The organism is Caulobacter sp. GW821-FHT11A05 (assembly GCF_058809015.1).
This window is the reverse complement of the sequence record NZ_JBXASF010000004.1, coordinates 227,240-251,533: the sequence shown is the minus strand read 5'-3', so window position 1 is coordinate 251,533 and position 24,294 is coordinate 227,240. Positions and strand designations below refer to the sequence as shown.

Below are 24,294 nucleotides of genomic sequence, written 5' to 3'. Positions count from 1 at the left end.
CCGGGTCTATACGGTAGTAAAAACTACTAAACTAGAGTTTTTCGAGCCGCGATGCCGGGGAAGTCTTTGCTGGCGTGGTTTTAGGCGCCTTCATTCCGCCGCTGGCCAGGCTGTCGACATCCGTCAGGGCGCGGCGGCGTCAAACCGCGCGGCGACAACGGCTACCTTTGTGAGGGGATCGCATGCTGGCCTGCTACACCGACCGTCTGAGCGTTCGTCCCGGCGAGCGGTTCGCCCTGCATGCCAGCGCCGCGCGTGGGCCGTGCGCGGTGCGGATCGCCCGGATCGGGCAGGGGCGGCAGGAGGTGTTCGCCCTCGACGCCCTGCCGGTGGGCGATCATCCGACGCCGCCGGGCGTCGATCGCGACGGCTGCGGCTGGCCGGTGGCGACGGAGATCGAGGTCGGGGCCGACTGGGCGTCCGGCTACTACGATATCGTCCTGACCGACGCCGAGGGCGGTGAGGCGCATCACTTCGTGGTCGTCAAACCGCCGGCCGGCGAGCGCCGCTCCACCGCCCTGATGGTGCTCTCCACCAATACCTACCACGCCTACAACTGGTGGGGCGGGGCCAACGCCTACTGCAACGTCACCGGCCTGATGAGCGGCGAGGTTCCGTTCGCCCAGGCCATGGACCAGGCCATCGGGGTGCTCTCGACCCAGCGGCCCTTCCCGCCGCTGATCGTGGCCCCGCCGGCCGACGCGCCGCGGCTGGTCAACCTGCGCCAGCGCGGCTTTCAGGAACGCCCCTGGGCCAGCGACCATGGCTGGATGATCAAGCATCGGGCCTCGCCCTACGACGGCTCGGCCGGCTTCCTGCACAAATGGGAGCACGCCTTCGTCGCCTGGGCGGAGGCCGCCGGCTACGCCCTCGACTTCGCCACCGACTACGACCTTGAGGTCGAACCCGACCTGCTCGGCGGCTACGGGGCGGCGCTGTTCGTCGGCCACAGCGAATACTGGTCGGGCGGTCAGCGCGATCAGGTCGAGCGCTTTGTCGACGCCGGCGGCAAGGTCGCCATGCTGTCGGGCAACAGCTGTTTCTGGAAGGTGCGCTGGGAGGACGACGGCAAGACCTACGTCTGCCACAAGTGGCGCGGCTTCGAGGCCGAGGATGTCCCGGCCGAACAGGCGACGCACCTGTGGTCGCACCCGGCCTTCAACCGGCCGGAGGCGGCGCTTACGGGGCTGAGCTTCCTGTTCGCCGGCTATCATCGCCTGGGCCTGTGCGTCGCCCGCGGCCAGGGCGGCTTCACCGTCTACGACGACCGGCACTGGGCCCTGGAAGGCTCGGACCTGTTCTATGGCGACGTCATCGGCGGCGACCTGCCGCTGATCGGCTACGAGAGCGACGGCTGCCGCTTCCAGTTCGGCGACGACGGCCTGCCCAGGGCCGTGCCGACCCTGGGCGTGCCGGGGAACCTGGAGATCATCGGCATCGCGCCCTGCGCCTTCGGCGAGGAGGCGGATCGCGGTTACGCCTCGATCATCCCGCCCGAGAAGCTGGACGTGGTCGCGCAGGTGGTGTTCGGCGACAGCAGTCCGGCGGCCCAGGCCAAGGTGCTGCGCGGCCACGCGGTCCTGGCCAGTTTCCGGCGCGGCGAGGGCGAGGTGTTCAACAGCGGCACGACCGAATGGGCCCACGGCCTGGCGGCAAGGGACCCGTTCGTCGAGACCATCACCCACAACGTCCTGCGCCGCTTCGGCGTCAGCCGGCCGGGCTGAAGCGGGTCACGCCTCCAGCATGCTGTGCATGAAGGCCAGCTTGGCCGGGGGTTCGAGCGGTCCGGCGGCCTTGAGCAGCTTGAAGGCGTCGTCGGCCGCCTCGACCGCGAAGTCGATGTCGGCCTCGGTCATCGCCGCACAGATGAACATGTTGTGCCAGGGGTGGACGTAGACGCCGCGCTTGATCATCGCCTGGCCCCAGAAATAGCCCATCGCCACCGTCGGATCGTCCTCGAACATGATCAGCGGCATCTCCGCCGGCCCGGTCTGGCGCATGGCGAAGCCATGGCGGCCGGCGCTTTCGTCCAGGCCGTCGCGCAGGCGCTGGCCCAGGGCCTGGGTGCGCTCCAGATAGTCGGTCTCGCGGATGCGTTTGAGGGTGGCCAGCGACGCCGCCATCGGCGCGGCCGAGAACCAGTAGGAGCCGGTGGCGTAGATGGTCGCCGCCGCCATCCGGGCCTTGTCGGCCCCCAGCAGGGCCGAGATCGGGTGGCCATTGGCTATGGCCTTGCCCCAGCTCGACAGGTCCGGCTTCACCCCGACCAGCGACCAGCTGCAGTCGCGCGCCAGGCGGAAGCCGGCCCGGACGTCGTCGACGATGAGCAATGCGCCGTGCTCGTCGCACAGCTCGCGGGCCCGGCGGGCGTAGGCGGGGTCGGGCAGTTCCTGGTCGACGAAGGTGTCGTGCTTGATCGGCGAGGCGAAGATGGCGGCCAGGTCGCTGCCGGCGGCGCGGACGGCGGCCTCCAGGCTTTCGACATCGTTGTACTCGTAGAAGACCTGGTTGGCCCGGTCGCCCGGCGCGACGCCCTTCTTCAGCGGCGTGCACCAGGGGGCGGCCCCGTGATAGGCGCCCTTGGCCAGGACGATGGTGTTTTTGCCGGTGTGGTTGCGGGCGATCATCATCGCCATGGTGGTGGCGTCGGTGCCGTTCTTGCAGAACATGGCCCAGTCGGCGTGGCTGACCATGGCCGTCATGGCCTCGGCCAGTTCGACCATGGCCTCGCCCGGCCCGGTCATGGTGTCGCCCTGGCGCATGCGGGCGACATAGGCGTCGTCGATCTCAGCGTCGCCGTAGCCGAACAGGTTGGGGCCATAGCCGCACATGAGGTCGAGGTAGCGGTTGCCGTCGACATCCCACAGATGGGCGCCTTCCGCGCGGGCGAAGAACTGCGGATAGTCGTCGGGCAGGATGAGGACCGACTGGTGACCATACATGCCCATCGGGATGACGGCCTGGGCGCGCTCGGAAAGCGCCTTGTTCTTGCTGTTCGTCCAGGTCATGGGATCGCCCTCAAAAAAGATAGCTTTGACTATCTTATCGCCTGATGGGTACAAATCAACAGCACGAGAAAAACGAAGCCTGGGGGAGACATGAGCAAGGGACTTCTCTGCATAGGCCTGACCACCCTGGACGTCGTCGCCAGGCCCATCGACGCCCTGCCTTCCGGTGAAGGCACGACCCTGATCGAGGGTATCGCCATGGCCCCGGCCGGCACGGCGGCGGGGGCGGCCATGGTCGCCGCGACGCTGGGGGTGAAGACGCGGTTGGCCAGCTCGGTCGGCGGTGATTTCATGGGCCGGGTGGTGCGCATGGGGCTGGAGGAGCGCGGCATCGACGTCTCCCTGCTCGATGTCATGGACGGTTTCCCGACCTCGGCCACGGTCCTGACCATCGATTCCAAGGGCCGCCGGCCCAACTTCCACGCCCTGGGCGCGGGCCTGTTCTCGCCGACCGATGAGCGGGTGATCGCGGCGGCGGGGCGATGCGGCTTCCTGCACTACGCCGGCATCGGCGGACCCCGGCTCGACGGCGGGGCCGGCGCGGCGGTGGCGGTGGCGGCCAAGGCGGCGGGGGCGATCGTGACCTGCGACCTGATCTCTCCGCAGCCCAGCGCCCTGGCCGAGCTGGAGCGGCTGCTGCCGAACGTCGACTACTTCATGCCCAGCGTCGGCGAAGCCTTCGCCCTGTCGAAGACCGAGGACCTCGCCGCCGCCGCCGATTTCTTCCTCGGCCTGGGAGCCGGGGCGGTGATCATCAAGAACGGCGGGGCCGGCTCCTATGTCGCCCTGGGGGCCGAACGGACGGCCCTGCCGGCCTACGCCATCACGCCGCTGGACACGACCAGCTGCGGCGACTCCTATTGCGCCGGCTTCATCGCCGGGCTCGACCGGGGCATGGCGCCGCTGGAGGCCTGCCGTTTCGCCACCGCTGTCGCCGCCCAGGTGGCGCAGGGGCTGGCGACGCTCGGCAGGCTGGAGAGCTATGAGGGGACCCTCGAGGCGATGCGGACCATGACCCTGAAGGACCCCGGCTGATGGCCGCCCCCGACGAGGGCGCCCTGCGCCTGCGCCTCGTTGAGGTGATGCAGGCGATGGAGGCAAAGGGCCTCAACCGCGGCACCTCCGGCAACGTCTCTGCCCGGCTGGGTGAGGGCATGCTGGTGACCCCCAGTGGCGTGCCGCCCGAGCGGCTGACGCCTGAGGCCATGGTCTATATCGGCGCCGATGACGCCATCGCGCCTGGCCAGCTGAAGCCCTCCAGCGAGTGGCGGATGCATATGGGCATCCTGCGCCGCCGGCCCGATGTCGGGGGCGTCGTCCATTGCCACTCGCGGCATGCGACGATCCTGGCCTGCGCCGGCAAGCCGATCCCGGCCGTCCACTACATGGTCGGGGTCAGCGGCGGGACCAGCGTGCCGGTCGCCCCATACGCGGCCTTCGGCTCGGAGGAGCTCGCCGAGGCGGTGGTGACGGCGCTGGAAGGGCGCTACGCCACCCTGATGGCCAACCACGGCCAGATCGTCGCCGCGCCTAGTCTGAGCATGGCGCTGCTCATCGCCGAGGAGATGGAGGAACAGGCCGCCGTCTACTACGGCTGCTTGGCGATCGGCGGCCCCAACCTGCTTTCGGAAGACCAGATGGCCGAGATCATGACCCGCTTCCGCAGCTACGGGCAGAAGCCGTGAGCGCCGTGGAGGCCGGTCCGCCCGGCGCGGCCCAGCCGCTGAACCTGTCGGTGCTCTACATCGGCGTCGTCTCCCTGCTGATCGCCGGCCTGCAGCCGGTGATCCTCGGCGGGTTGGCGCAGGAGGGGCGGCTGACGGTCGGCGAGATCGGCCTGGCCGCGACCGGCGAACTCCTGGCCCTCGGCGCCGCCTGCGGCCTGGCCGCGGCCTTCCTCAAGCCGACCAGCCTGCGGACCAAGCTCTTGATCGCCTGCCTGGGCCACGCCCTGTGCAACCTGGCGACGCTCTGGGTCTCCGACGGGGCCCTGATCGGCGTGCGGACGCTCACCGGCCTGTTCGCCGGGGTGATGCTGTGGTCGACGGTCGGGATGATCTCCCGCTCGGCGCGGCCCGAATGGCAGGCCGGGGTCTTCGTCACCGTCCAGACCCTGGCCCAGCTGCTGCTGGCCTGGCTGCTGCCGCGCACGGTGATGCCGGCCTTCGGCGTCGACGGCGCCCTGGCGGCCCTGAGCGTGATCTCGCTGACCGCCGCCGTGGCCCTGCTGGCCGCCCCCAAGTCCTACCCGCTGCTGCCCAAGGCCGAGGAGGGCAAGGGGGCGATGACGCCGCTGGCCTGGGCGGGCCTGGCGGCGGTGTTCCTCTACATGGCCTTCATCGTCGCCATCTGGGTCTACCTCGAACCCCTGGCGACCGCGGTCGGACTGGCGCCGCAGCAGGCCCACGACGCCGTCGCCGCCGCCCTGGCCATGCAGGTGCTGGGCGGCCTGGCGGCCACCCTGATCGGCGAGCGGCTGAAGCTCGGGGCGGTGCTGATCGCCGTGGCGGTCGTCAACCTCGGCCTGCTGGCGGCCCTGTCCCAGGCCCACGACGGCGCCCTGTTCACCGGCCTGGTGGCGGTATTCGGCTTCCTGTGGCTGTTCGTCCTGCCATTCCACACCGTCCTGCTGATCCGCATCGATCCGACCCGGCGGGCGGCGATGCAGCTGGGCACGGCGCAGCTGCTGGGCAGCGCCGGCGGCCCCCTGGCCGCCTCCCTGCTGGTCGGCGACACCAACGCCGCCGGAGCCATGACCCTGGCCGGCGGCTGCCTGGTCGTGGCCCTGGCGCTGTTCGCCGGCATCCTGGTCGTGCTGTCGCGGCGGGCGCCGCTGGCGGAGATGCGCTAGGGCGCCGGATACTTCGCGGCCAGCCGCTGGTAGTGCAGCACGACCATCCAGCAGACGTCCTCGTTGATCCGGTCCTCGTCCTGGTCCGGCTCCTCCAGCACCATCTCGGTCGCCGCGTACATCAGTTCGGTCGTCAGCCGGGCGGTCCGGTAGAGCTCCGTCTCGGGCACGCCGGGATACTGGCCGCGCAAGTTGTCGCTGATCTGCTTGGCGACCTTGTCGCGCGAGGCGATGCGGATGTCGCGGAGCGTCGGCACGGCGCGCAGCGCGCGCATGATCCAGACCCCGCCCGGCATCCGCCGGGTGATCTCATTGACCTCTTTCTGCAGGCGGCAGTTGTTCTCGACCGCCTCGTCGAGGTTCCGCGCCTCCAGGCCGCCGGCCCGCATCCAGGCGAACACCGCCTCGTCCTGCGCCTCCATCAGCCGCCGGGCCAGCTCGCCGAGGATGGCGTATTTGTTGGGAAAATAGCGGTACAACGCCGGAGGCGTCATGCCCGCCCGCTCGCAGACCAGGTTGGTGGTCAGCCGCTCGAACCCGACCTCGCCCAGCAATTCGCCGGCCGTCGACAGCACCGCCTCGAAGGTGGTCCGCGCGCGACTCTGCAAGGGCGTCAGCTTGGTCCCGAGCGGCATGCGCGTCGCCACGTCCTGGTCGGTGAGTTTGGCGCGGCGGGTCATGGTTTCCCTTGTCGGCCCGCCAGGATGGCGAGGGCCGTCGTCGCATCAGGGTAATACATACTATCGCCCGTCTGGCGAACCCGATGACCCGTCCGGCTTCCGGCCGGAGACTAATTCTCGGGATCGATGGCGGTGGGAGCAGTCTAACGCGAAACTGTCGCCGGCAAAGGATTGCAGCAGGCTCGAACCGAGCCTCCCTGAATCCGCCTGAGAGGCGGGCCATGCCTCAGCGGCATAGGCTGATGCAAAACTGCCATAACGTTGTCCTGCGAGAGGCCCCCCTTCAGGGTCGCGACAGACGCAGACCGGATCGCCCGAACATGACGGCGAGGTCGGGCGTGAACAGGCGAGGGGGTTCCATGTCGAACGGCAAACGCGGCGCGGTGGCGCGACTGAAACAGGGCGTCGCCTATGGCGCGCTGCTCGGCGCGGGCGTCCTGGTCTGCGGCGGCTTCGCCGGCCCCGCCCTGGCGCAGGAGGAAGCCAGCGTCGACGAGGTGGTCATCACCGGCTCGCGTATCCAGCGCAAGGACGCCACCTCGGTCGGGCCGGTCACCTCCATCACCAACGAGGATATCGAGGCCTCGGGCGCCGGTTCGGTGGGCGAACTGCTGCAGCGGCTGCCGGCCGCCGGGGTCAGCCTCAACTCCAACGGCACCCAGGGAACCTCCTACGGCGCCAGCTCGATCAACCTGCGCTACCTGGGCGGGGCCGAGGGCAGCGGCAATCGGGTGCTGGTCCTGGTCGATGGCCACCGCTGGGTCGACGGCGTCGGCCAGCGCGGTTTCCGCGACTTCGTCGACCTCAACACCATGCCGCTTGGCATGATCGAGGGGATCGAGGTGCTGAAGGACGGCGCCTCGGCCATCTACGGCGCCGACGCCATCGCCGGGGTGGTCAACATCCAGACCGTGCGCGACTTCGACGGCCTGCGCTTCTCGGCCAAGGCCGGGGTGACCTCGGAGGGCGACGGCGAGCAGTATTCGGGGGTGGTCACCTGGGGCAAGAGCTTCGACCACGGTTCCCTGGTGTTCTCGGCCAGCTATGTCCGCGACTACCCGATCAACACCGCCGACCGTGACCTGACGGCCCTGACTCTGGTCCCGCTCACCTCGCCGGGGACCAGCCCCAACGGCCTCTACATCCTGCCTGGCCTGTCCAACAACGCCTACTTCGGCACGCCCGCCGGCTTCGGCGCCTCGGCCAGCCCCTTCGCCGCCAACGGCCAGGCCGCCTATGGCGCCGGCGCCCTGGCCGACAACAGTTTCCATACCGCCGCCCTGCCCGGCGACTTCTACAACACCCAGGCCCAGGGCATCTACGCGGTGGGGCCCAGCGAGCGCTACGGCTTCTACGGCCGCTACACCGGCGACCTGACCGACAGCCTGCGCGTCAAGGCCGAGGCCCTGTTCAACCGCCGGCTCTCCAGCCAGCTGTTCTCGCCGGTCCTGCTGGACATCGGCGGGACGGCCGGCACGATCCGCGGCTTCAGCCTGCCCAGCAACCACCCCTTCAACCCGTTCGGCACGGCCAACGGCGTACCGGTCGCCAACGCGGTGGGGTTCACCAGCGCCCAGCCCTGGCGCATCCGCCGGGTGATGAGCGAGGTCGGCAACCGCGAGAGCGTCCAGGACGTGAAGACCTACCGCTTTGCGGCCGGCTTCGACGGCGAGTTCCAGGCCTTCGGCCGCGACTTCACCTGGGACGCCTACGGCAGCTATGCCCGTAACGAGATGAAGTCCCAGTCGCCGAATGGGGTCAACTACGACCGCCTCGCCCTGGCGCTGGGCTCGCCCACGGTCTGCGCGGCGACGGCCGGCTGCACGCCGGTCAACCTGTTCGCGCCGATGACGGAAACCCAGGCCGAATACATCCGCTTCTCCGCGCGGGAGGCCAACAACACGGAAATCTACGACCTCAGTTTCAACGTCACCGGCGACATCTTCGAGCTGCCTGCTGGTCCAGTGGGCTTCGCGGCGGGCTACGAGTACCGCCAGAACAAGGCGAGCGACACGCCGGACGCCTACGCCAACGCCACCCCGGTCAACATCCCGGCCATCTACACCACCACCAGCGCCCAGATCCGCACCCCGACCTCGGGCCAGTACAGCCTGCATGAGGCCTACGCCGAGCTGGCCATCCCGATCCTGAAGGATCTGCCCCTGGCCCACAGCCTCGATCTCAGCCTGGCGGGCCGTTACTCGAACTACGACACCGTCGGCGACGCCACCACCATGAAGGCCGGCCTCGGCTGGCGGCCGATCGAGGACCTGCTGGTGCGCGGCACCTATTCCCAGGGTTTCCGGGCGCCGTCGATCCTGGAGCTCTACCAGGGGGCGCGGGCGACCAATTTCCAGGGCATCGATCCCTGCAACGGCGGGGCAGCGGCCAATCCCACCCTGCCGGGCTGCGCCGGCGTGCCGGCCGGCTACAACCAGGCCAACTTCAATACCCTGATCCCCGGCACCATTTCGGGCAACACCAACCTCAAGCCCGAGACCGCCGACACCTACAGCGCGGGCCTGGCCTGGACGCCGGGCTTCGCGGATGGCCTGACCGTGACGGTCGACTGGTACGAGATCACCATTCAGGACGCCATCGCGTCGCAGTCGGCCACCCAGATTCTTGGCCTGTGCGCCCAGCAGGCCGGGGTGTTCTGCGCGCTGGTCGAGCGCGATCCCGGCACGGGGGCGGTTCTCAACCTGCTGCAGGGCGCCCAGAACCTGAACGAGATCTCGACCTCGGGCATCGATGCGATGATCCGCTACGAGTTCGACACCGACTTTGGCCACTTCGCCGCGGTGCTCGACACCTCCTATCTGGACAGTTTCAAGACCACGAGCCCCAACCCGACGGGCGGGCCGCCCATCGTTGTCGAGCGGGCCGGCGAGGGCGACCAGCCGCGCTCGACCTATCCCCACTGGAAGGGCCAGACGTCGCTGCGCTGGGACGCCGGCAGCTGGAACGCCGTCTGGCGCGGCCGCTACATCGGCGAGACCACCGACGTGGTCAATCCGGTCAAGGACAGCACGACCGAGGCGGTCTTCTACCAGGACCTGGAGGTCGGCTACGCCTTCGAGCGCTACGACACGACCGTCACCGTGGGGATCAACAACCTGTTCGACCAGGATCCGCCAGCCTCTTACGCCAATGCGCCGATCAACTTCGACATCTACACCTACGATGTCCGGGGCCGGTCCTTCTATGTTCGGCTTGGCATGCAGTTCTAGAGCTGAGGCGCAGCGATGACCCAAGCCGGCGATCCGCCCGCGCTCCCTGCCCGAACCAAGCGGGGCGTCCTGGACCGGATCGCCGCGTTCGGCGACGCCCTGCCAGACCCGGTGTTCATCTTCCTCGGCTGCATCGTCCTGGTGATGGCGATCTCGGTGGTCGGGGCGGCGGCAGGCTGGAGCGCCATCAACCCGGCCACCGGCGCGAAGATCGCCGTCGAAAGCCTGGTCTCGGAGAGCAACCTGCGGCGACTCCTGGTGCAGATGCCGATCACCATGGCGAAGTTTCCGCCGCTCGGCCTGGTGCTGGTGGTCATGCTGGGCGCCGCCGTCGCCGAACGTTCCGGCCTGTTCCACGCTCTGCTGGGCGGGGCGGTCCGCAAGCTTCCGGTGCGGCTCTTGAGCCCGGCTGTCTTCGTGCTGGGGGTCCTGTCGCACCATGCCGACGACGCGGCCTATGTCGTGCTGATCCCGCTGGTGGCCATGGTCTACGCCGAGGCCGGCCGGCATCCCCTGGTCGGGGTGGCCATCGCCTACGCCGGCATTTCGGGCGCTTTCGCTGGCAACTTCATCCCCGGCCAGACCGACGTTCTGATGCTGGGGATCACCGAGGCGGCGGCGCGCCTGGTCGATCCGACCTTCGTCATGAACCCGCTCGGAAACTGGTGGTTCACCCTGGCCATCGGGGTGCTGTTCACCCCCATCGCCTGGTTCGTCACGGACCGGATCGTCGAGCCCCGGCTGGGACCCTGGCGCGCCGCCGACGCCGCGGCCGCCGCGCCCGGCGTCGCCTTTGAGCCTCTGGGAGAGCCCCAGCGCCGAGGCCTGCGTCACGCCGGGATCGCCGCCCTGCTGGTCGTCGGCCTGTTCGCCGCCCTGACCCTGCTGCCTGGCTTCTCGCCGCTGATCGACCCGGAGGCGGCCGGCGCCCAGAGGATGACGCCCTTCTACCGCGCCCTGATCGCCGCCTTCATGCTGTTGTTCCTGGCGACCGGCTGGGCCTACGGCTCGGCGGCCGGCACGGTCAGATCCCACCGCGACATTGTCGGGATGATGGGCAAGGGCATGGGCGACATGGCGCCCTATCTGGTGCTGGTCTTCTTCGCCGCCCACTTCGTGGCCCTGTTCGCCTGGTCGAACCTCGGGCCGATCCTGGCCGTCAATGGCGCGACCTTCCTGCGCGGCCTCAATCTGCCGCATCCCCTGTTGCTCAGCGCCCTGCTGCTGATGTCGTCGGGCCTCGACCTGGTCGTCGGCTCGGCCTCGGCCAAATGGAGCGCCATGGCGCCGGTCGTGGTGCCCATGCTGATGCTGCTCGGCCTGTCGCCCGAGATGACGACGGCGGCCTACCGGATGGGGGATTCGATCTTCAACGTGGCCACGCCGATGGCCTCCAACTTTCCCCTGGTGCTGATCCTCTGCCAGCGCTGGAAGCCGGACTTCGGCGTAGGCTCGCTGATCGCGATGATGCTGCCCTACAGCCTGGGATTCATGATCGGCGGCATCCTGCTGCTCAGCGCCTGGGTCGGCCTGCAACTCCCCGTCGGTCCTGGCGCCAGCGCCACCTACACCCCGCCCGCCGCAGTGAGAGTCCCCTGATGCCAGCGTATGACGATATCGAGGTGCTGCGCGACCTTATGGTCCCCATGCGCGACGGGGTGAAGCTGGCCGCCGACGTCTACCGGCCGGCCGGCGCAAGCGGCCCGCTGCCAGTGCTCCTCGAGCGCACCCCTTACGACAAGCGCGGCACCAACCACGCCGACCGCAGCCAGGCCGAGCCCGAGCCGAAATCCAAGCCGGAGATGGCCGCCGCCTTCGCCCGCGCCGGCTACGCCTTCGTGCTGCAGGACTGCCGGGGGCGGTTCGAGTCCGAAGGCGACTTCACCAAATACCTCAACGAGGGCGAGGATGGCGTCGACACCCTGGCCTGGCTTCGGGCCCAGCCCTGGTGCGACGGCCGGGTCGGCACGCTCGGCCTCTCCTACAGCGCCCATGTCCAGGCGGCGATGGCCAGCCTCGCGCCGGAGGGCCTGAAGGCCCTGTTCCTGGATTCCGGGGGCTTCTCCAGCGCCTATCACAGCGGCATCCGCCAGGGCGGCGCCTTCGAGCTGAAACAGCTCACCTGGGCGGTGAAGCAGGCCAGGGTCTGCCCCAAGACCCTGGCCGACCCGGCCCGCGCGGCCGCCCTGGATGCGGAGGACATCCGCGACTGGGTCAAGGTGAACCCCTGGCGCCGGGGCCATTCCCCGCTGGCGGCGGCGCCGGAGTACGAGGCCTATGTCGTCGAGCAATGGGCCAACGAGACCTTCACGGATTTCTGGCGCCGGCCGGGCCTCTATGCCGCCGGCGCCTACGACGACTTCGTCGACGCGCCCATGGTCCATATGTGCAGCTGGTACGACCCCTACGCGCTGACGGCGACGGAGAACTACCGCGGCCTCAGCCAGCGAAAGAAGGGTCCGGTGAAGCTGCTGCTCGGCCCCTGGACCCATGGCCAGCGGTCGGTCAGCCACGCCGGCGACGTCGATTTCGGCCCGGCCGCCATCCTGGATGGCAACATCGCCCCCGACCATATGGCCCTGCGCCTGGCCTGGTTCGACCGCCATCTGCGCGGCCTGGACGCGCCGGACTACCTGCCCAGCCCGGTCAAGATCTTCGTCATGGGCGGCGGCTCGGGCCGCCGCACGGCCGAGGGTCGGCTGGATCACGGCGGGCGCTGGCGTGACGAGGCCGACTGGCCCCCGCCGGACGCGGTCCCGACCCGCTTCCACCTGCAGCGGGACGGGCGGCTGGCGGCGCAGACCCCCGATCGCCCGGCGGTGCTGGACTGGCGCCATGACCCGGCAAACCCGGCGCCGACCATCGGCGGCGCCATCACCTCCGGCGCGCCGTTGATGGAGGCCGGGGCCTACGACCAGCGCGAGACCGCCGAAATCTTCGGCGCCACCCAACCCGGCCGCGCCCTGGCCGACCGCGACGATGTCCTGGTCTTCCAGACCGACCCCCTGCCGGACGGCGTCGAGGTGACCGGACAGATCCTGGCCAGGCTCTGGGTCTCCTCCTCGGCGGTCGACACCGACATCGTCATCAAGCTGGTCGACGTCTATCCACCCAGCGCCGATTACCCGCTGGGCTACGCCATGAACTTGACCCATGGCGTGCTGCGCCTACGGTTCCGGGAGTCCTTCGAGCATCCTGTCCTGATGACGCCTGGGGAAATCTACGATGTGTCGATCGAGGGCTTCCCAACCAGCAACCTGTTCGCGGCCGGCCATCGCATCCGCCTCGACATCGCCAGCAGCAATTTCCCCCATTTCGACGTCAATCCCGGCACGGGCGCGCCGGCCGGGCAGGCCAGCGAGCCGGTGGTCGCTCACAACCGCCTCCACCTGGCGCCAGGCATGGCTTCACACGTCGTCCTGCCCATCGTCGTCCGCCGGAGCGGCTAGATGATCCGGCGTGGCGCCCAGCCGGTTGGCGACATCGGGCTGCGCGCGCTGCGCACCTTTCGGGGCATCATCAAGCTGGGCTCGGTCACCGCCGCGGCCGGCGAAGTGGGCCTGACCCAGCCAGCCGCCAGCCGCCTGTTGGCCCAGCTGGAGCGTCAGGTCGGCTTCGAACTGTTCCACCGTGACCGGGGCCGGCTGATCCCCACCCCCGATGGCCTGCTGCTGTTCGAGGAGGTGGAGCGGGCGCTGAGCAATGTCGACCGCATCCGTGACCTGGCCAGCGACCTGGCGGCCTTTCGCGTCGGCCAGCTGCGGGTGGTGGCGCCGCCCAGCTTTCTGGAGGCCGTGCTGCCGGACATCGCGGCGGCCTTCCTGGAGCAGTACCCCAAGGTCCGGCTGTTCATTGATTCCCAGAATGTCGAGGCCGCCAAGGCCCTGATCGCGGCCCGGGCGGTCGATGCCGGGTTCGTCTCCCTGCCCCTGAACCGGCCGGACCTGGTCTCCGAGACGGTGATGGTCAGCGAGACGGCTTGCGTGATGCTGGCCGACCATCCCCTGGCCGCCCTGCCGACCGTCGACGTCACGGCCTTGCGCAACGTGCCGCTGGTCCTGCTCGGCCAGGGTCTGCGCCAGTCGCGGGCGCAGATCGAGGCCGCCTTCGCCGACGCCGGCGTCCTGCCCCTGGTGCGGGTGGAGACCCGAACCGTCGCCTCGGCCTGTGCGCTCGCCGCGCGCGGGGTTGGGGTGGCGATCGTCAACGAGACGCTGGCCCGCGCCTATGTGCGGGACCGCACCGTGCTACGCCGGTTCTCGCCCAGCATCACCCACGAGTATGGCTTCGTCACCTCGGCGGCGGCTCAGCCGTCCAGGTTGGCCACGGCCTTCCTGGTCCTGGCGCGGGACGTGCTGGCCCCCGGGACAAAGCAGGGCCAATGAGGCCTTCGCCCGGCGCCGGCCTTCGACTGCCGTCAGCTTGAAGCGACCAGAGCAAAACCGATGGCGGTGCGGGCAGTCATACCCGCAAATTTCTCCAAATTCGCGTACCGGGTTCCTATGTGGCCTCCCCGTTCCAGAAACTAAGGCAGGACGGGGCGTCGGGAAGGCTCGCTTGAGCGCGCTTTGTCTCGCGATAGGCGCCGCACCACACAACGCCAAGGTGAGGAAGCCTGCTGAAAAACTGAGCACAGGCGCAAGTCCTCGCCTCCTTCCATGATCACGGGGGTAACGCGCCTCCGTTCGATGGCCGTGATGCCGGGCTGGCTTGGTCGCCGGTACGCCTTATGAAGATGGAGGTACAGCTATCTGAGCCTCCCATGTCTCATTGGGAAAGCCGCTTCCAACCCCCTCGTCTAATAGACGCATTAGCTTTCGAGATTTGTGTTCAGCCGGCCCTTGCGATGGCCTGTCGCCATGATCGGCAGGACACGAACAAATTGGCGCGGAGGGGACCTTCTCCAACGTCCCATTCCACATCAATCCGTCCTGCAGACCGGTCAGCATCTCATGGCGCCAGATCGCGTCGGTCTGTAGGGGGATATTGAAGGTGAGCACGAACAACATCCGGCACGGCGGCGGAGACCGAGTACCCGGCGCCTTGGGCCTACTGCTCTGCGGCGTCGCCATCGCCGCGTTGGCGACGCCCGTTCTGGCGCAGACCGAGCCTTCGGCCGACGCGACCGTCGAAGAGATTGTCGTCACCGCCAACAAGCGTGAAGAACGTCTCCGCGACGTTCCGGCCTCGGTCACGGCTGTCACCGGCGAAACCCTGACAGAGATCGGCGCCGCCCGGATGGAAGACTACGTCGCGCTGATCCCGGGCCTCACCCTCTCCAACGTGTCCTTTTCCAACGGCTCCAACCAGCTGGCGATCCGGGGTATCACCACGGGCACCGGCGCCAATCCGACGGTCGGCATCTACATCGACGATTCGCCATTCGGGGGCAGCACGGGCTTCGGCGGGTACCAGATTCCCGATCTCGATCCGTCCGACCTTCAGCGCATCGAGGTGTTGCGCGGTCCACAGGGCACGCTCTACGGCGCCGGCAGCATGGGCGGCCTGCTGAAGTTCGTCACCGCCAAGCCGGACACCTCCGAAGCCTTTGGTCGGCTGGAGGTTGGCGGCTCCAGCGTCGACGGCGGCGACTCCTCCTACCTCGTCCGCGGGGCGGTGAACCTGCCGCTCGGCGACAGGGCGGCGCTGCGCTTCAGCGCCTACGATCGCACCGATCCCGGCTTCGTCGACAATGTCGCCACCGGCGCGGCCGATGTGAACGGCTCGCATTTCTCCGGCGCGCGGCTCGCCGGACTGTTCGAGCTGAACGACCGCTGGACCGTCCGCGGCTCGGCCCTGGTCCAGCGCGACACCGCGGACGGCAGCGCCATCGTCGACTACAGCGCCACCACCTTCCAACCGCTGTACGGCGACCTCAAGCAACGGCGCGCACCCAAGACCGGCGAGAACGAGCAGCAGTTCGAGGCCTACGACCTGCATGTCGAGGGTGACCTCGGCTGGGCGTCCTTCACCTCGGCGACCAGCGTCAACCAGCAGGATGTCGACCTCAGCCTTGACGTGACGGCCGGCTTTGGCCCGCTGATCCTGGCCAACTTCGGTGTGGCCGACGCGGGCGCGGAGATCATCACGCACCGCGAACTGGAGAAGTGGACGCAGGAGTTCCGCCTCGCTTCGCCTGATTCAGACGCGAAGGTCACCTGGCTGGCCGGCGTCTTCTTCACCCACGAGGAACAGTACCTGCACCAGTCGATCGAGGCGCTCAGCGCCCTCACCGGCGATCCCCTCATTCCGGCCCTTCCCGAACTGCTCGACGCGGTGGTCATCTCCGAGTTTGAGGAACAGGCGATCTTCGGCAACCTGACCTATCGCTTCACCGACCGCTTCGACGTTACCGTTGGCCTGCGGCACAGCCAGAACGAACAGAAGACCCGCCAGACCAACAGCGGCCTCCTGATCGGAGTCGGCGACACGCCGGGCGCCTCGGACGACAGTTCCACCACATACATGGTCACCCCGCGGCTGCGGCTCAGCGAGGAGACCATGATCTACGGCCGCGTCGCCTCGGGATACCGCCCGGGCGGCCCGAACCTCGCGGTGCCGGGCGTCCCGACCAGCTACGGTCCCGACGAGGTCGTGAACTACGAGGCCGGCGTGAAGACGCTCGTCCTCGATCGCACGCTGAGCCTGGAAGCCGCCGTCTTCTACATCGACTGGAAGGACATTCAGCTCAACGAACGCAATCCCATGGGGCTGAACTACTTCGGCAATGGCGGCGCGGCTTCGAGCAAGGGCTTTGAGCTTTCGGCCTCCTGGCGTCCGGCCCCGGGTCTGGTGATCGCCGGCAACCTGACCCACACGGTCGCGGAACTCGATGCCGCCCTGCCGCCCGGCAGCGTCTCCGCTCCCAAAGGCGCGCCTCTCCCGACCACGCCTAAGTGGACCGGCGCTCTCAGCGCCGACTACAACTTCGCCATCTTTGGCGAATGGGACGGGATGTTGGGTGTCAGCTATCGCTATGTCGGCGACGCGCTCGGCTACTTCTCGGCGCCCGGCACGTCGCGCTTCCCGCTTGAAGCGTACGACGTGGTCGATTTCCGCGGCGGCTTGAAGCATGGGCGATGGTCTTTGACCGCCTATGCCAAGAACGTCGCCGACAGCCGGGGCCAGAGCGCCGCCTACCTGCTGGCAGGCGAGCAGCGGGTGTCGGTGATCCAACCGCGTACGTTCGGCATCTCGCTCGCCGCGACGTTCTGACGACCTGCCGCCGCCCCCGCTTCCAGAGGGGCGGCGGCGATCGACATCGACCGAACGGCGCCTTCCCAAGGACGGCGCCGTTCATCACGGAGACTTCCATGACCCTGATCCACGGACGTCGAGGCATCGTGGCGGCGGCGCTGATCGGCGCCCTGCTCGGCGGTTGTGCGATGACGGCGAGCCCGGCCTCGACGCCTGCCGCGGCCGCCTCCGAGCCGTCGCTGCCGCCGGCCGCCGTGGATCACCACCTGCACATCCAGGGGCCGGAGGCGACCGCCGTGCTGCGGGAGATGGCGCAGCGGACGCCGGCCATGTTCAGCATGCTCAGCCCCTCCATCCTTGAGACCCGCACGGCCGGGGACGCGCTGGAGGCCCTCGACGCGGCCGGCATCCGCGAGGGGGTCCTGCTCTCGGAAGGCTACATGTTCGCCTCCCCGTTCGCGAAGGCCTTGCCGGCCGACATCGACCGTCTCACCCGGCTGGAGAACGAGTACAACGTCGCCGCCGCCTTGAACTCGGGCGGGCGACTGCACGCCTTCGTCGGCGTCAACCCGCTGGCCGAGAACGCGGTCAGCGAGCTGCGCCACTGGGCCGGCCGCGATGGCGTCACCGGCGTCAAGCTGCAGCTGGGCAACAGCGGCTTCGACCCGCGCTCGGCGACCCATCTGGCCAGGCTGGGGGCCTTGTTCGAGGCCGCCCGCGAGGCGCGGCTGCCGCTGGTGGTCCACCTGCGCAGCATTCCCGACTACAGCCCCGCGGACGTTCAGCGCTTCATCGACGAGGTGCTGCCCAAGGCCGGCGACATCCCGATTCAGATCGCGCACGCCGGCGGCTTCGGCGGGCTGGACGAGGCGACGCTCGGGGCGCTGCAGACCTGGTCCGTCGCCATCCGGCGGCAGGCGCCGGGCACGGAGAATCTCGTCTTCGACCTCGGTCTGGTGATCGTCAGCGACAAGACCGACGCCGAGCAGGCTCGCCGGCTCGTAGTGGCGATCCGCGCCATCGGGGTCGAACGCTTCGTGATCGGTTCCGACTGGCCCTCAGTCTACACGCCGGAGGTCCATAATCGCCTGCTCCAGTCGCAGCTGCCGCTGACCCAGGCCGAATGGAAGATCATCCTGGCCAACCGAGCCCCCTACCTTCGCTAGAAGCGCCGCCGAACCCCAGGAGCCTCCCCATGAGCCTCAACCGACGCCAGTGGCTGGCCCTCTCGACGATGGGCGCGGCGGTGCTCGGCGGCTCCACGGCGTCCGCCGCTTCGGCGCGGACCGGCGACGGGGTCGATGCCATCGTCACGCGGTTCATGCGTGAGTTCGAAATACCAGGAGCCGGAATCGCCATCGTCGGCCCCGACGGCTCGACGTTCGCGCGGGGATACGGCGTCCGCACTCTGGGCGAGCCCGCGCCGGTCGATACCCGCACCCAGTTCGCCATCGCCTCCAACAGCAAGGCCTTTCTCGCCGCCTGTCTGGCCATCCTGGTCGACGAAGGCAGGTTGAGCTGGGACGATCCGGTGACCGGATGGCTGCCTGAATTCCGGATGTACGATCCGGCCGCGACGGCCATGATGACCGTTCGCGATATGCTGGTTCACCGCAGCGGCCTGCCCCTGGGCGCCGGCGACCTCATGATCTTCCCGAAGACGGACCATGCGCCGGACGACGTCATGCGCGGCCTGGCCCATCTCAAGCCAACCGGCGGCTTCCGGGCGGGCTACGCCTACGACAACACCCTCTACATCGTCGCCGGCCTGCTGCTCGAGCGGGTGTCGGGCCTGACCTGGGACCGGTTCGTCACGACGCGGATCTTCGAGCCGCTCGGCATGGTCGATGCGGTCAGCAACGTCACCCTGGCGACCGGGCCGAACCTCGCCGGCCGACACGGCCGCCTGGGCCCGCCGGTGCGCGGCATGGGTCGTCTCGAGGTTGTCGCGCCCAGCGAGACGCCCCTGGTTGGTCCGGCCGGCGGCATCCATGTCAGCTTGGCCGGCATTCTGCCATGGCTGCAGGTTCAGCTTGGACGAGGCGCCCTGCCGGACGGCCGGCGGCTGTGGAGCGCGGCTCAGGCGGCCGAGATGTGGACGCCGCAGACCATCGTCGCCAGTGGCCAGGGGCCAAGTCACGAGGCGCCGCAGCGCGCCGTCATGCAAGGGTATGCGCTTGGCTGGGGCGTCACCGATTACCGCGGCCGGCGGATGCTGTCGCATGCGGGCGGCCTGGCCGGCCAGGTGACCCGGACGACGCTGCTTCCGGACCATGGCCTGGCCTTTGTCGTGTTCACCAACGTCGAGGACGGTGATGCGGTCTCCGGCCTGCGCTACGCGCTGCTCGACCATCTGATTGGCGCCCCCGCCTTTGACTGGGCCGCCGCCGTCCGCACAAACCAGGATCGACTCAAACAGCAGGTTCTGGAAGCGGTCGGCACGGGCGACTTCGCCCCGCCGCCGGGGGGCCAGACCCTGCCGCTGAAAGGCTACGCGGGACGCTATCGCGATCCCTGGTACGGCGACATCATCGTCGGGCTGAAGGCCGGCCGGCTGAGCATTGATTTCACCCGCACGCCGGCCTTCAAGAGCCCGCTGGAGCCGTTCGGGACCGACACCTTCCGCACCCGTTTCGGCCGGGGCCTGGAGGACGCGGTGGTGTCCTTCGCGGTCGTCGATGGCGGTGTGCGCGGTGTGACGATGAAGGCGCTTTCGCCGATCGCGGACTTCAGCTTCGACTTCCACGACCTGGCGTTCACGCCGGCCGGCTGAGCCTCAGGCGCGGGCCTGGAACCAGGCGGCGAGGCGTTCGATCGCCTCCTCGACCTGCGACGTGGAGACCGCGAAGCTGAATCGGATGTAGTGGCGGCCCTCGGCCGGATCGAAGTCAACGCCCGGCGCCGTCGCCACCCCTGTCTCACGCAGCAGCGTCTTGCAGAACGACAGGCTGTCGTCGGTCAGGTGCCGCACGCAGGCGTAGATGTAGAAGGCTCCGTCGGGCGGCGCGATGGCGTCGAGGCCGAGGCGCGGCAACGCCGCGAGCAGCAGCGCGCGGTTGCGGCGATAGACCTCAAGATGGCCTTCCAGTTCGTCCAGACTGTCCAGGGCCGCGAGCGCCGCGTGCTGGCTGAGCGAGGGCGCGGTCAGGAAGAGGTTGCCCGCATAGGCCCTCACCCTTTCCAGCCGATCCTTTGGCGTAAGCAGCCAGCCCAGCCGCCAGCCGACCATGCTGAAGTATTTCGAGAAGCTGCTGACGACGGTCGCGGATGGGGCGTACTCAAGCATCGATCGGGCCGGCTCGACGTAGCTGAGGCCGTGGTAGATCTCGTCGGAGATGATGTGGATGCCGCGCTCGGCGCACAGTCGGGCGATCGCCGCCAGTTCGCCGGGCAGGATGATGGTTCCGGTGGGGTTGGCCGGGCTGGCGATGATGACGCCCTTCGGAGCAGGATTGAGCGCCGCCAACGCCGCGGCCGTGAGCTGGAAGCGCTCGGCCGGGCCGCAGGGGATCTCGACCGGCTGCATGTGCAGCGCCTTCAGCGTGTTGCGGTAGGCGACGTAGCCGGGCCTGGCCAGCGCCACCCGGTCGCCCGGCGAGAAGCTGGAAGCCAGGGCAAGCACCAGCGCCGGCGAGGCGCCGCAGGTCATGACGAACTGCTCGGGCTCCACGGTGACGCCGTAGGTTTCGAGGTAGCGGCGCGCCAGCCGCGCCCGCAGCGGGGCGCTTTCCCAGTAGCCCATGCCATCGGTGTCGAGCACGCGATGGGCCGCCTCGATCGCCGCCCGAGGCGCGCCGGTCGAGGGCTGGCCGAACTCCATATGGATGATCGAGCGACCTTCGGCCTTGAGGCGATGCGCAAGAGCGCTGACGGCGATGGCGTGGAAGGGTTCGATGGAGGCGGTCATTGGGCGTTCCGAACGGAAGAGGTGGTGCGTTCGCGCTCGACCAGACGGACAGGGCCGTCGAGCAGGCGCAGCAAAAGGGCCGCGACCAGCGCCAATCCGGCCATCAGCAGGAAGAAGGCCGCGTGGCTCATGCCGCTCCACAGGGCGCCCAGACCGCCGGCCAGCAGGTTGCCGGCGAAGGCCGCCAGGAACCAGGCGGCGATCAGGGTGGCGGCCAGCGCCGCCGGGGCCAGGCGGGCGAAGAGCCCGAGGCCGATCGGCAGCACATGCAGCTCGGCGGCGGTCAGGATGAGGATGAAGAGAGCCAGCCACAGCCAGTTGACCCGCTGGTCGCCCCAGACCCAGGAGACCGCCGCGAGCAGGGCGTAGGCGGCGGCGATGCCAACGGCGCCCAGGGCCATCTTCACCAGCGGCGATGGCTCACGGCCCCGCGCAGCCTGCCGGGCCCAGAGGCGGAGCAGCAGCGGTGTCAGCAGGAACACCAGAAGCGGGTTGAGCGCCTGGAACCAGGTCATCGGGACCGTCACGCCTTCCGCCAGCGTGCGGTTCACCTGCGTGTCGGTCCACAGGGCGATCGTGTTGCCGATCTGCTCGTAGGCGCCGCGCAGCACGACCACGGCCATGCCGACCGCCAGCAGCAGGAAGAAGAGCTTGCGCAACCCATCGGGCTCGGCCGCCGGCGTCCTCGCCGCGGCCTGCCGAGGAGGCTCGGGCGGCAGGTGGCGTCGCCCGGCGATGTAGATCATCAGGCCGGCGAGCATGCCGATGCCCGCCAGAGCGAAACCCCAGTGCCAGCCGAACAGCTCCCCGACCGTGCCGCAGCCGAGCGGCGCCAGGAAGGCGCCCAGGTTTATGCCGACGTAATAGACGTTGTAGGCCGACCCGCGACGCGCGTCGCTAGCCGGATAGAGGCTTCCGATCTGGCTTGGCAGGCTCGGCAGAAACAGGCCGTTGCCGACCGCGATGGTGGCGAGGGCGAGGTAGAGCAGCGGCTCCGACGCCATCATCAGATGGCCGAGCGCCATGATCGAGCCGCCGATGATCACCGACCTGGTCCGGCCCAGCCAGCGATCCGAGATCACCCCGCCGACAATCGGCGTGAAATAGACGAACGCGGTGTAGGCCCCGTAGACGAGCGAAGCCTGTGACTGCTGCATGAGCAACTGCTTGGTCATGTAGTAGACCAGCAGCGCGCGCATTCCATAGAACGAGAACTTCTCCCACATCTCGGTGAGGAAGAGGATGGTCAGCCCCCTGGGCTGGCCGAACCAGGATGGCCCCGATGCCTGTGTCATGCGCCGAAACTCACCACGCCCGCCCGCGCGGGAAAGGCTCCGAAACCTAATGCGGCCATTAGGCGCCGGCCCCGCCGCTCGGCCGCAGCCGCACGCATCGCACGCTCATCATGGCCCGCAGGCGGCCAACACAAAGGTCGCGGGTTCGGCCGTCTTCGTCGATGAGGCACTCGATCGTCAGGCCCTCGCCGCGCCTCCTGGCTGAAAGCCGCAGCGGGGTGACTTCGAAGATGGCCAGCGCGCTGATCACGCGACTGAGGTCGGCCACACCGCCATGTGTCTCGACTTCGAGTCTGAAGGAATCGCTCATCGGGCGTTCCTCGCGGCGACGGCGCTGTCGAGCTCCAGCGCCTGAACAAGAACTGGCGCGCCGGTCACTTCATCGACGCTCTCGACCGTGACGGCCTGGAACAAGGCATTGAGGATAGCCTCCTCCGTAGCGTCAGCCACGGCGGCGAACAGGGGCGAGAGCTGCGCGTTCGGCAGGTCCTGTAAGGACGACAGGGCGCGCCTGCGCGCGGGCGTGCGGCGCACCCCGTCGGCCGTCGAGAATGCCAGCGCATAGTCGCCCGACCCGTTCGAGAAGGCCGACCCTGTTCGCGCCAACCCGGCGAACGCGCGGCTGGCCAGTCGCTTGAGGTTGCGATCGCAGAGCGGCGCGTCGGTGGCGATGACGATCACGATCGAACCATCCGCGGTCGCCGGCGGGCCGGCGGGACGGTCCGGGTCGCGCGCGCCGGACTCGAAGCCGACGCCGTCGATCAGCAGCCGGCCGCCATAGTTGGTCTGGACCAGCACGCCGATCGTGTAGCTCGCCTCGGCGACCGGAACCCGCCGCGAGCTCGTGCCCACGCCCCCCTTCCAGCCGAAGGCGATCGTGCCGGTCCCCGCGCCCACCGCCCCTTCGGCCACCGGCCCCCCGTCGGCCGTATCCAGAGCGCGCAGCACATGCTCATTGGTGATGACCCGTCGCCGGATTGCGTTGAGCACGCCGTCGTTCGTTTCCCCCACCACGGGGTTCACGGAGCGGACACGCTCGTTGCCTGGCTGGCGCAGCGTCCAGTCGATGAGGGCGTCGGCGGCGCGCGGCGCGGCAAGGGTGTTGGTCAGGATGACGGGGGTTTCGATCTCCCCCAGTTCCTCGATCTGTGTCGCACCGATGAACTTGCCGTAGCCATTGGCGACGGCGAGTCCCGCCGGGACCTTGTCCTGGAAGACATTGCCCGCATGGGGCAGCACGGCGGTCACGCCGGTCCGGACATCGGCGCCGGCGTGAAGGGTGACCTGGCCGACGAGGACGCCGGCGACGTCGGTTATGGCGTTCAGGAGACCGGGCGTGAATGGTCCGGGCGCGATGCCCAGATCGCGCGCTCGGCGGCGCGTCGCCTCAGGCTTGGTCCTCATGACGCCTCTGCCCAGGACGCGGCGACGCAGGCCTGCGCAAGCGCCCAGGTCGCATCGATGCAATAGTCGCCAAGCGCACTGTCAGCCAGGGCGACCGGCAGTTCGGTGCAGCCGAGAATCACGCGGCGGGCCCCTTGATCGAGCAAGCGCGCGACCGCTTCCTCGGCGAAGTTGCGGCCCTCTTCCCCCCGCTTTACCGCCGCGATGGCCGCGTCCACGGCCGCCTGGGTGGCGTCGTCGGGGGAAACCAGCCGGTCGCCCAGGCGATCGCCGTATACGCCTGCGGAAACCGTCCCCCGCGTCGCCATCAGGCCCAGCGGCGTCGCGTCAGCCTCGAGCCGCTCGCGGACGGTCTCGACGATATGCAGGATGGGCCGCGGCGAGGCGGCCGCCAGGGCCGGGTACCAGTGATGCGCGGTGTTGCAGGGTATGGCGAGCACCTGGGCGCCGGCCGCCTCAAGCGCCTTCAGGCCCGCCAGCATGGCCGGCAGCGGCGCGTCGGTTCCAGCCAGGATGGCGGCGCTGCGGTCGGGTATCTGGGGCACGTTGCGGATGATGACCGGCACATGGTCCTGGTCACGCTTGGCCGGCGTCGCGGCGATGATCTTAGCAAGGAAGTCGACGGTGGCGGCGGGGCCCATCCCGCCAAGAACGCCGATCAACCGGCGGCCTCTGGTCAAGGGCATGGCGGCGGAATCAGGCATCGCCCGACCTCGCCACCG

Annotated in this window: 18 protein-coding genes; 11 read left to right on the top strand and 7 right to left on the bottom strand. The window is 69.1% G+C overall.

The genetic code is table 11. From position 1 onward, the window contains the following. Positions 1-182: 182 nt before the first annotated feature. A complete protein-coding gene (locus AC1RSK_RS08730) occupies positions 183-1,724 on the top strand; it encodes a N,N-dimethylformamidase beta subunit family domain-containing protein (RefSeq protein ID WP_492907106.1) in 1,542 nt (513 codons plus the stop codon). Positions 1,725-1,730: 6 nt separating this feature from the next. On the opposite strand, the gene AC1RSK_RS08725 is transcribed toward AC1RSK_RS08730, so the two are convergent. Further along, complete coding sequence (locus AC1RSK_RS08725; RefSeq protein ID WP_492907105.1) at positions 1,731-3,008, bottom strand: aminotransferase class III-fold pyridoxal phosphate-dependent enzyme; 1,278 nt, start codon at positions 3,006-3,008, stop codon at positions 1,731-1,733. Between the two features lie 90 nt (positions 3,009-3,098). Between AC1RSK_RS08725 and AC1RSK_RS08720 the strand changes: the two genes are divergently transcribed. From AC1RSK_RS08720 to AC1RSK_RS08710, 3 genes are read left to right on the top strand one after another with little or no spacing between them, the layout of a single operon-like run. Continuing rightward, entirely contained in the window at positions 3,099-4,043 is a 945-nt protein-coding gene (locus AC1RSK_RS08720; RefSeq protein WP_492907104.1) for a carbohydrate kinase family protein, read from the top strand. Continuing rightward, the gene (locus AC1RSK_RS08715) at positions 4,043-4,693 is read left to right on the top strand and encodes a class II aldolase/adducin family protein (RefSeq protein WP_492907103.1); all 651 of its coding nucleotides are present in this window, start codon (positions 4,043-4,045) and stop codon (positions 4,691-4,693) included. Before AC1RSK_RS08720 ends, AC1RSK_RS08715 begins: the two co-directional genes overlap by 1 nt. After that, positions 4,690-5,859 (top strand): MFS transporter, encoded by a 1,170-nt coding sequence (locus AC1RSK_RS08710; protein ID WP_492907102.1) that lies wholly within the window; start codon positions 4,690-4,692, stop codon positions 5,857-5,859. The genes AC1RSK_RS08715 and AC1RSK_RS08710 overlap by 4 nt, the downstream gene beginning before the upstream one ends. Here AC1RSK_RS08710 and AC1RSK_RS08705 read toward each other — a convergent pair. Beyond that, positions 5,856-6,539 carry a TetR/AcrR family transcriptional regulator gene (locus AC1RSK_RS08705; protein ID WP_492907101.1) on the bottom strand — a complete coding sequence of 228 codons (684 nt, stop codon included), beginning with the start codon at positions 6,537-6,539 and terminating at the stop codon, positions 5,856-5,858. The genes AC1RSK_RS08710 and AC1RSK_RS08705 overlap by 4 nt on opposite strands. A 359-nt stretch (positions 6,540-6,898) precedes the next feature. On the opposite strand from AC1RSK_RS08705, the gene AC1RSK_RS08700 reads away from it, so the two are divergent. From AC1RSK_RS08700 to AC1RSK_RS08670, 7 genes are all read left to right on the top strand, one after another. Continuing rightward, positions 6,899-9,769: a TonB-dependent receptor gene (locus tag AC1RSK_RS08700; protein ID WP_492907100.1), complete on the top strand. Its 2,871-nt coding sequence runs from the start codon at positions 6,899-6,901 to the stop codon at positions 9,767-9,769. A 15-nt stretch (positions 9,770-9,784) separates the two neighbouring features. Further along, positions 9,785-11,368 (top strand): AbgT family transporter, encoded by a 1,584-nt coding sequence (locus tag AC1RSK_RS08695; protein WP_492907099.1) that lies wholly within the window; start codon positions 9,785-9,787, stop codon positions 11,366-11,368. Further along, positions 11,368-13,218: a CocE/NonD family hydrolase gene (locus AC1RSK_RS08690; protein WP_492907098.1), complete on the top strand. Its 1,851-nt coding sequence runs from the start codon at positions 11,368-11,370 to the stop codon at positions 13,216-13,218. The genes AC1RSK_RS08695 and AC1RSK_RS08690 overlap by 1 nt, the downstream gene beginning before the upstream one ends. Further along, complete coding sequence (locus tag AC1RSK_RS08685; RefSeq protein WP_492907097.1) at positions 13,219-14,154, top strand: LysR substrate-binding domain-containing protein; 936 nt, start codon at positions 13,219-13,221, stop codon at positions 14,152-14,154. Between the two features lie 607 nt (positions 14,155-14,761). Continuing rightward, complete coding sequence (locus AC1RSK_RS08680) at positions 14,762-16,984, top strand: TonB-dependent receptor (RefSeq protein WP_492907096.1); 2,223 nt, start codon at positions 14,762-14,764, stop codon at positions 16,982-16,984. Positions 16,985-17,082: 98 nt separating this feature from the next. Continuing rightward, positions 17,083-18,132, top strand: coding sequence for an amidohydrolase family protein (locus tag AC1RSK_RS08675; RefSeq protein ID WP_492907095.1), 1,050 nt, complete (start codon positions 17,083-17,085; stop codon positions 18,130-18,132). A 29-nt stretch (positions 18,133-18,161) separates the two neighbouring features. Next, entirely contained in the window at positions 18,162-19,739 is a 1,578-nt protein-coding gene (locus AC1RSK_RS08670; protein ID WP_492907094.1) for a serine hydrolase, read from the top strand. 3 nt (positions 19,740-19,742) lie between these two features. Here AC1RSK_RS08670 and AC1RSK_RS08665 read toward each other — a convergent pair whose 3' ends face one another. The 5 genes from AC1RSK_RS08665 to cuyB are packed head-to-tail and all read right to left on the bottom strand — an operon-like array spanning position 19,743 to position 24,276. Further along, entirely contained in the window at positions 19,743-20,873 is a 1,131-nt protein-coding gene (locus AC1RSK_RS08665; RefSeq protein WP_492907093.1) for an aminotransferase class I/II-fold pyridoxal phosphate-dependent enzyme, read from the bottom strand. Next, on the bottom strand, positions 20,870-22,168 hold the full coding sequence (locus AC1RSK_RS08660) for a peptide MFS transporter (RefSeq protein WP_492907092.1): 1,299 nt from the start codon (positions 22,166-22,168) through the stop codon (positions 20,870-20,872). The genes AC1RSK_RS08665 and AC1RSK_RS08660 overlap by 4 nt, the downstream gene beginning before the upstream one ends. Positions 22,169-22,226: 58 nt before the next feature. Continuing rightward, positions 22,227-22,478 (bottom strand): hypothetical protein, encoded by a 252-nt coding sequence (locus AC1RSK_RS08655; RefSeq protein ID WP_492907091.1) that lies wholly within the window; start codon positions 22,476-22,478, stop codon positions 22,227-22,229. After that, complete coding sequence (locus AC1RSK_RS08650; protein ID WP_492907090.1) at positions 22,475-23,572, bottom strand: DmpA family aminopeptidase; 1,098 nt, start codon at positions 23,570-23,572, stop codon at positions 22,475-22,477. The genes AC1RSK_RS08655 and AC1RSK_RS08650 overlap by 4 nt, the downstream gene beginning before the upstream one ends. Further along, complete coding sequence (gene cuyB, locus AC1RSK_RS08645; RefSeq protein ID WP_492907089.1) at positions 23,569-24,276, bottom strand: cysteate racemase; 708 nt, start codon at positions 24,274-24,276, stop codon at positions 23,569-23,571. Before cuyB ends, AC1RSK_RS08650 begins: the two co-directional genes overlap by 4 nt. Positions 24,277-24,294 lie beyond the last annotated feature (18 nt).

Coding starts and splice junctions, on each gene's coding strand:
- AC1RSK_RS08730 (WP_492907106.1), top strand. CDS start 183: ATGCTGGCCTGCTACACCGACCGTCTGAGCGTTCGTCCCGGCGAGCGG.
- AC1RSK_RS08725 (WP_492907105.1), bottom strand. CDS start 3,008: ATGACCTGGACGAACAGCAAGAACAAGGCGCTTTCCGAGCGCGCCCAG.
- AC1RSK_RS08720 (WP_492907104.1), top strand. CDS start 3,099: ATGAGCAAGGGACTTCTCTGCATAGGCCTGACCACCCTGGACGTCGTC.
- AC1RSK_RS08715 (WP_492907103.1), top strand. CDS start 4,043: ATGGCCGCCCCCGACGAGGGCGCCCTGCGCCTGCGCCTCGTTGAGGTG.
- AC1RSK_RS08705 (WP_492907101.1), bottom strand. CDS start 6,539: ATGACCCGCCGCGCCAAACTCACCGACCAGGACGTGGCGACGCGCATG.
- AC1RSK_RS08700 (WP_492907100.1), top strand. CDS start 6,899: ATGTCGAACGGCAAACGCGGCGCGGTGGCGCGACTGAAACAGGGCGTC.
- AC1RSK_RS08695 (WP_492907099.1), top strand. CDS start 9,785: ATGACCCAAGCCGGCGATCCGCCCGCGCTCCCTGCCCGAACCAAGCGG.
- AC1RSK_RS08690 (WP_492907098.1), top strand. CDS start 11,368: ATGCCAGCGTATGACGATATCGAGGTGCTGCGCGACCTTATGGTCCCC.
- AC1RSK_RS08685 (WP_492907097.1), top strand. CDS start 13,219: ATGATCCGGCGTGGCGCCCAGCCGGTTGGCGACATCGGGCTGCGCGCG.
- AC1RSK_RS08675 (WP_492907095.1), top strand. CDS start 17,083: ATGACCCTGATCCACGGACGTCGAGGCATCGTGGCGGCGGCGCTGATC.
- AC1RSK_RS08670 (WP_492907094.1), top strand. CDS start 18,162: ATGAGCCTCAACCGACGCCAGTGGCTGGCCCTCTCGACGATGGGCGCG.
- AC1RSK_RS08665 (WP_492907093.1), bottom strand. CDS start 20,873: ATGACCGCCTCCATCGAACCCTTCCACGCCATCGCCGTCAGCGCTCTT.
- AC1RSK_RS08660 (WP_492907092.1), bottom strand. CDS start 22,168: ATGACACAGGCATCGGGGCCATCCTGGTTCGGCCAGCCCAGGGGGCTG.
- AC1RSK_RS08655 (WP_492907091.1), bottom strand. CDS start 22,478: ATGAGCGATTCCTTCAGACTCGAAGTCGAGACACATGGCGGTGTGGCC.
- AC1RSK_RS08650 (WP_492907090.1), bottom strand. CDS start 23,572: ATGAGGACCAAGCCTGAGGCGACGCGCCGCCGAGCGCGCGATCTGGGC.
- cuyB (WP_492907089.1), bottom strand. CDS start 24,276: ATGCCTGATTCCGCCGCCATGCCCTTGACCAGAGGCCGCCGGTTGATC.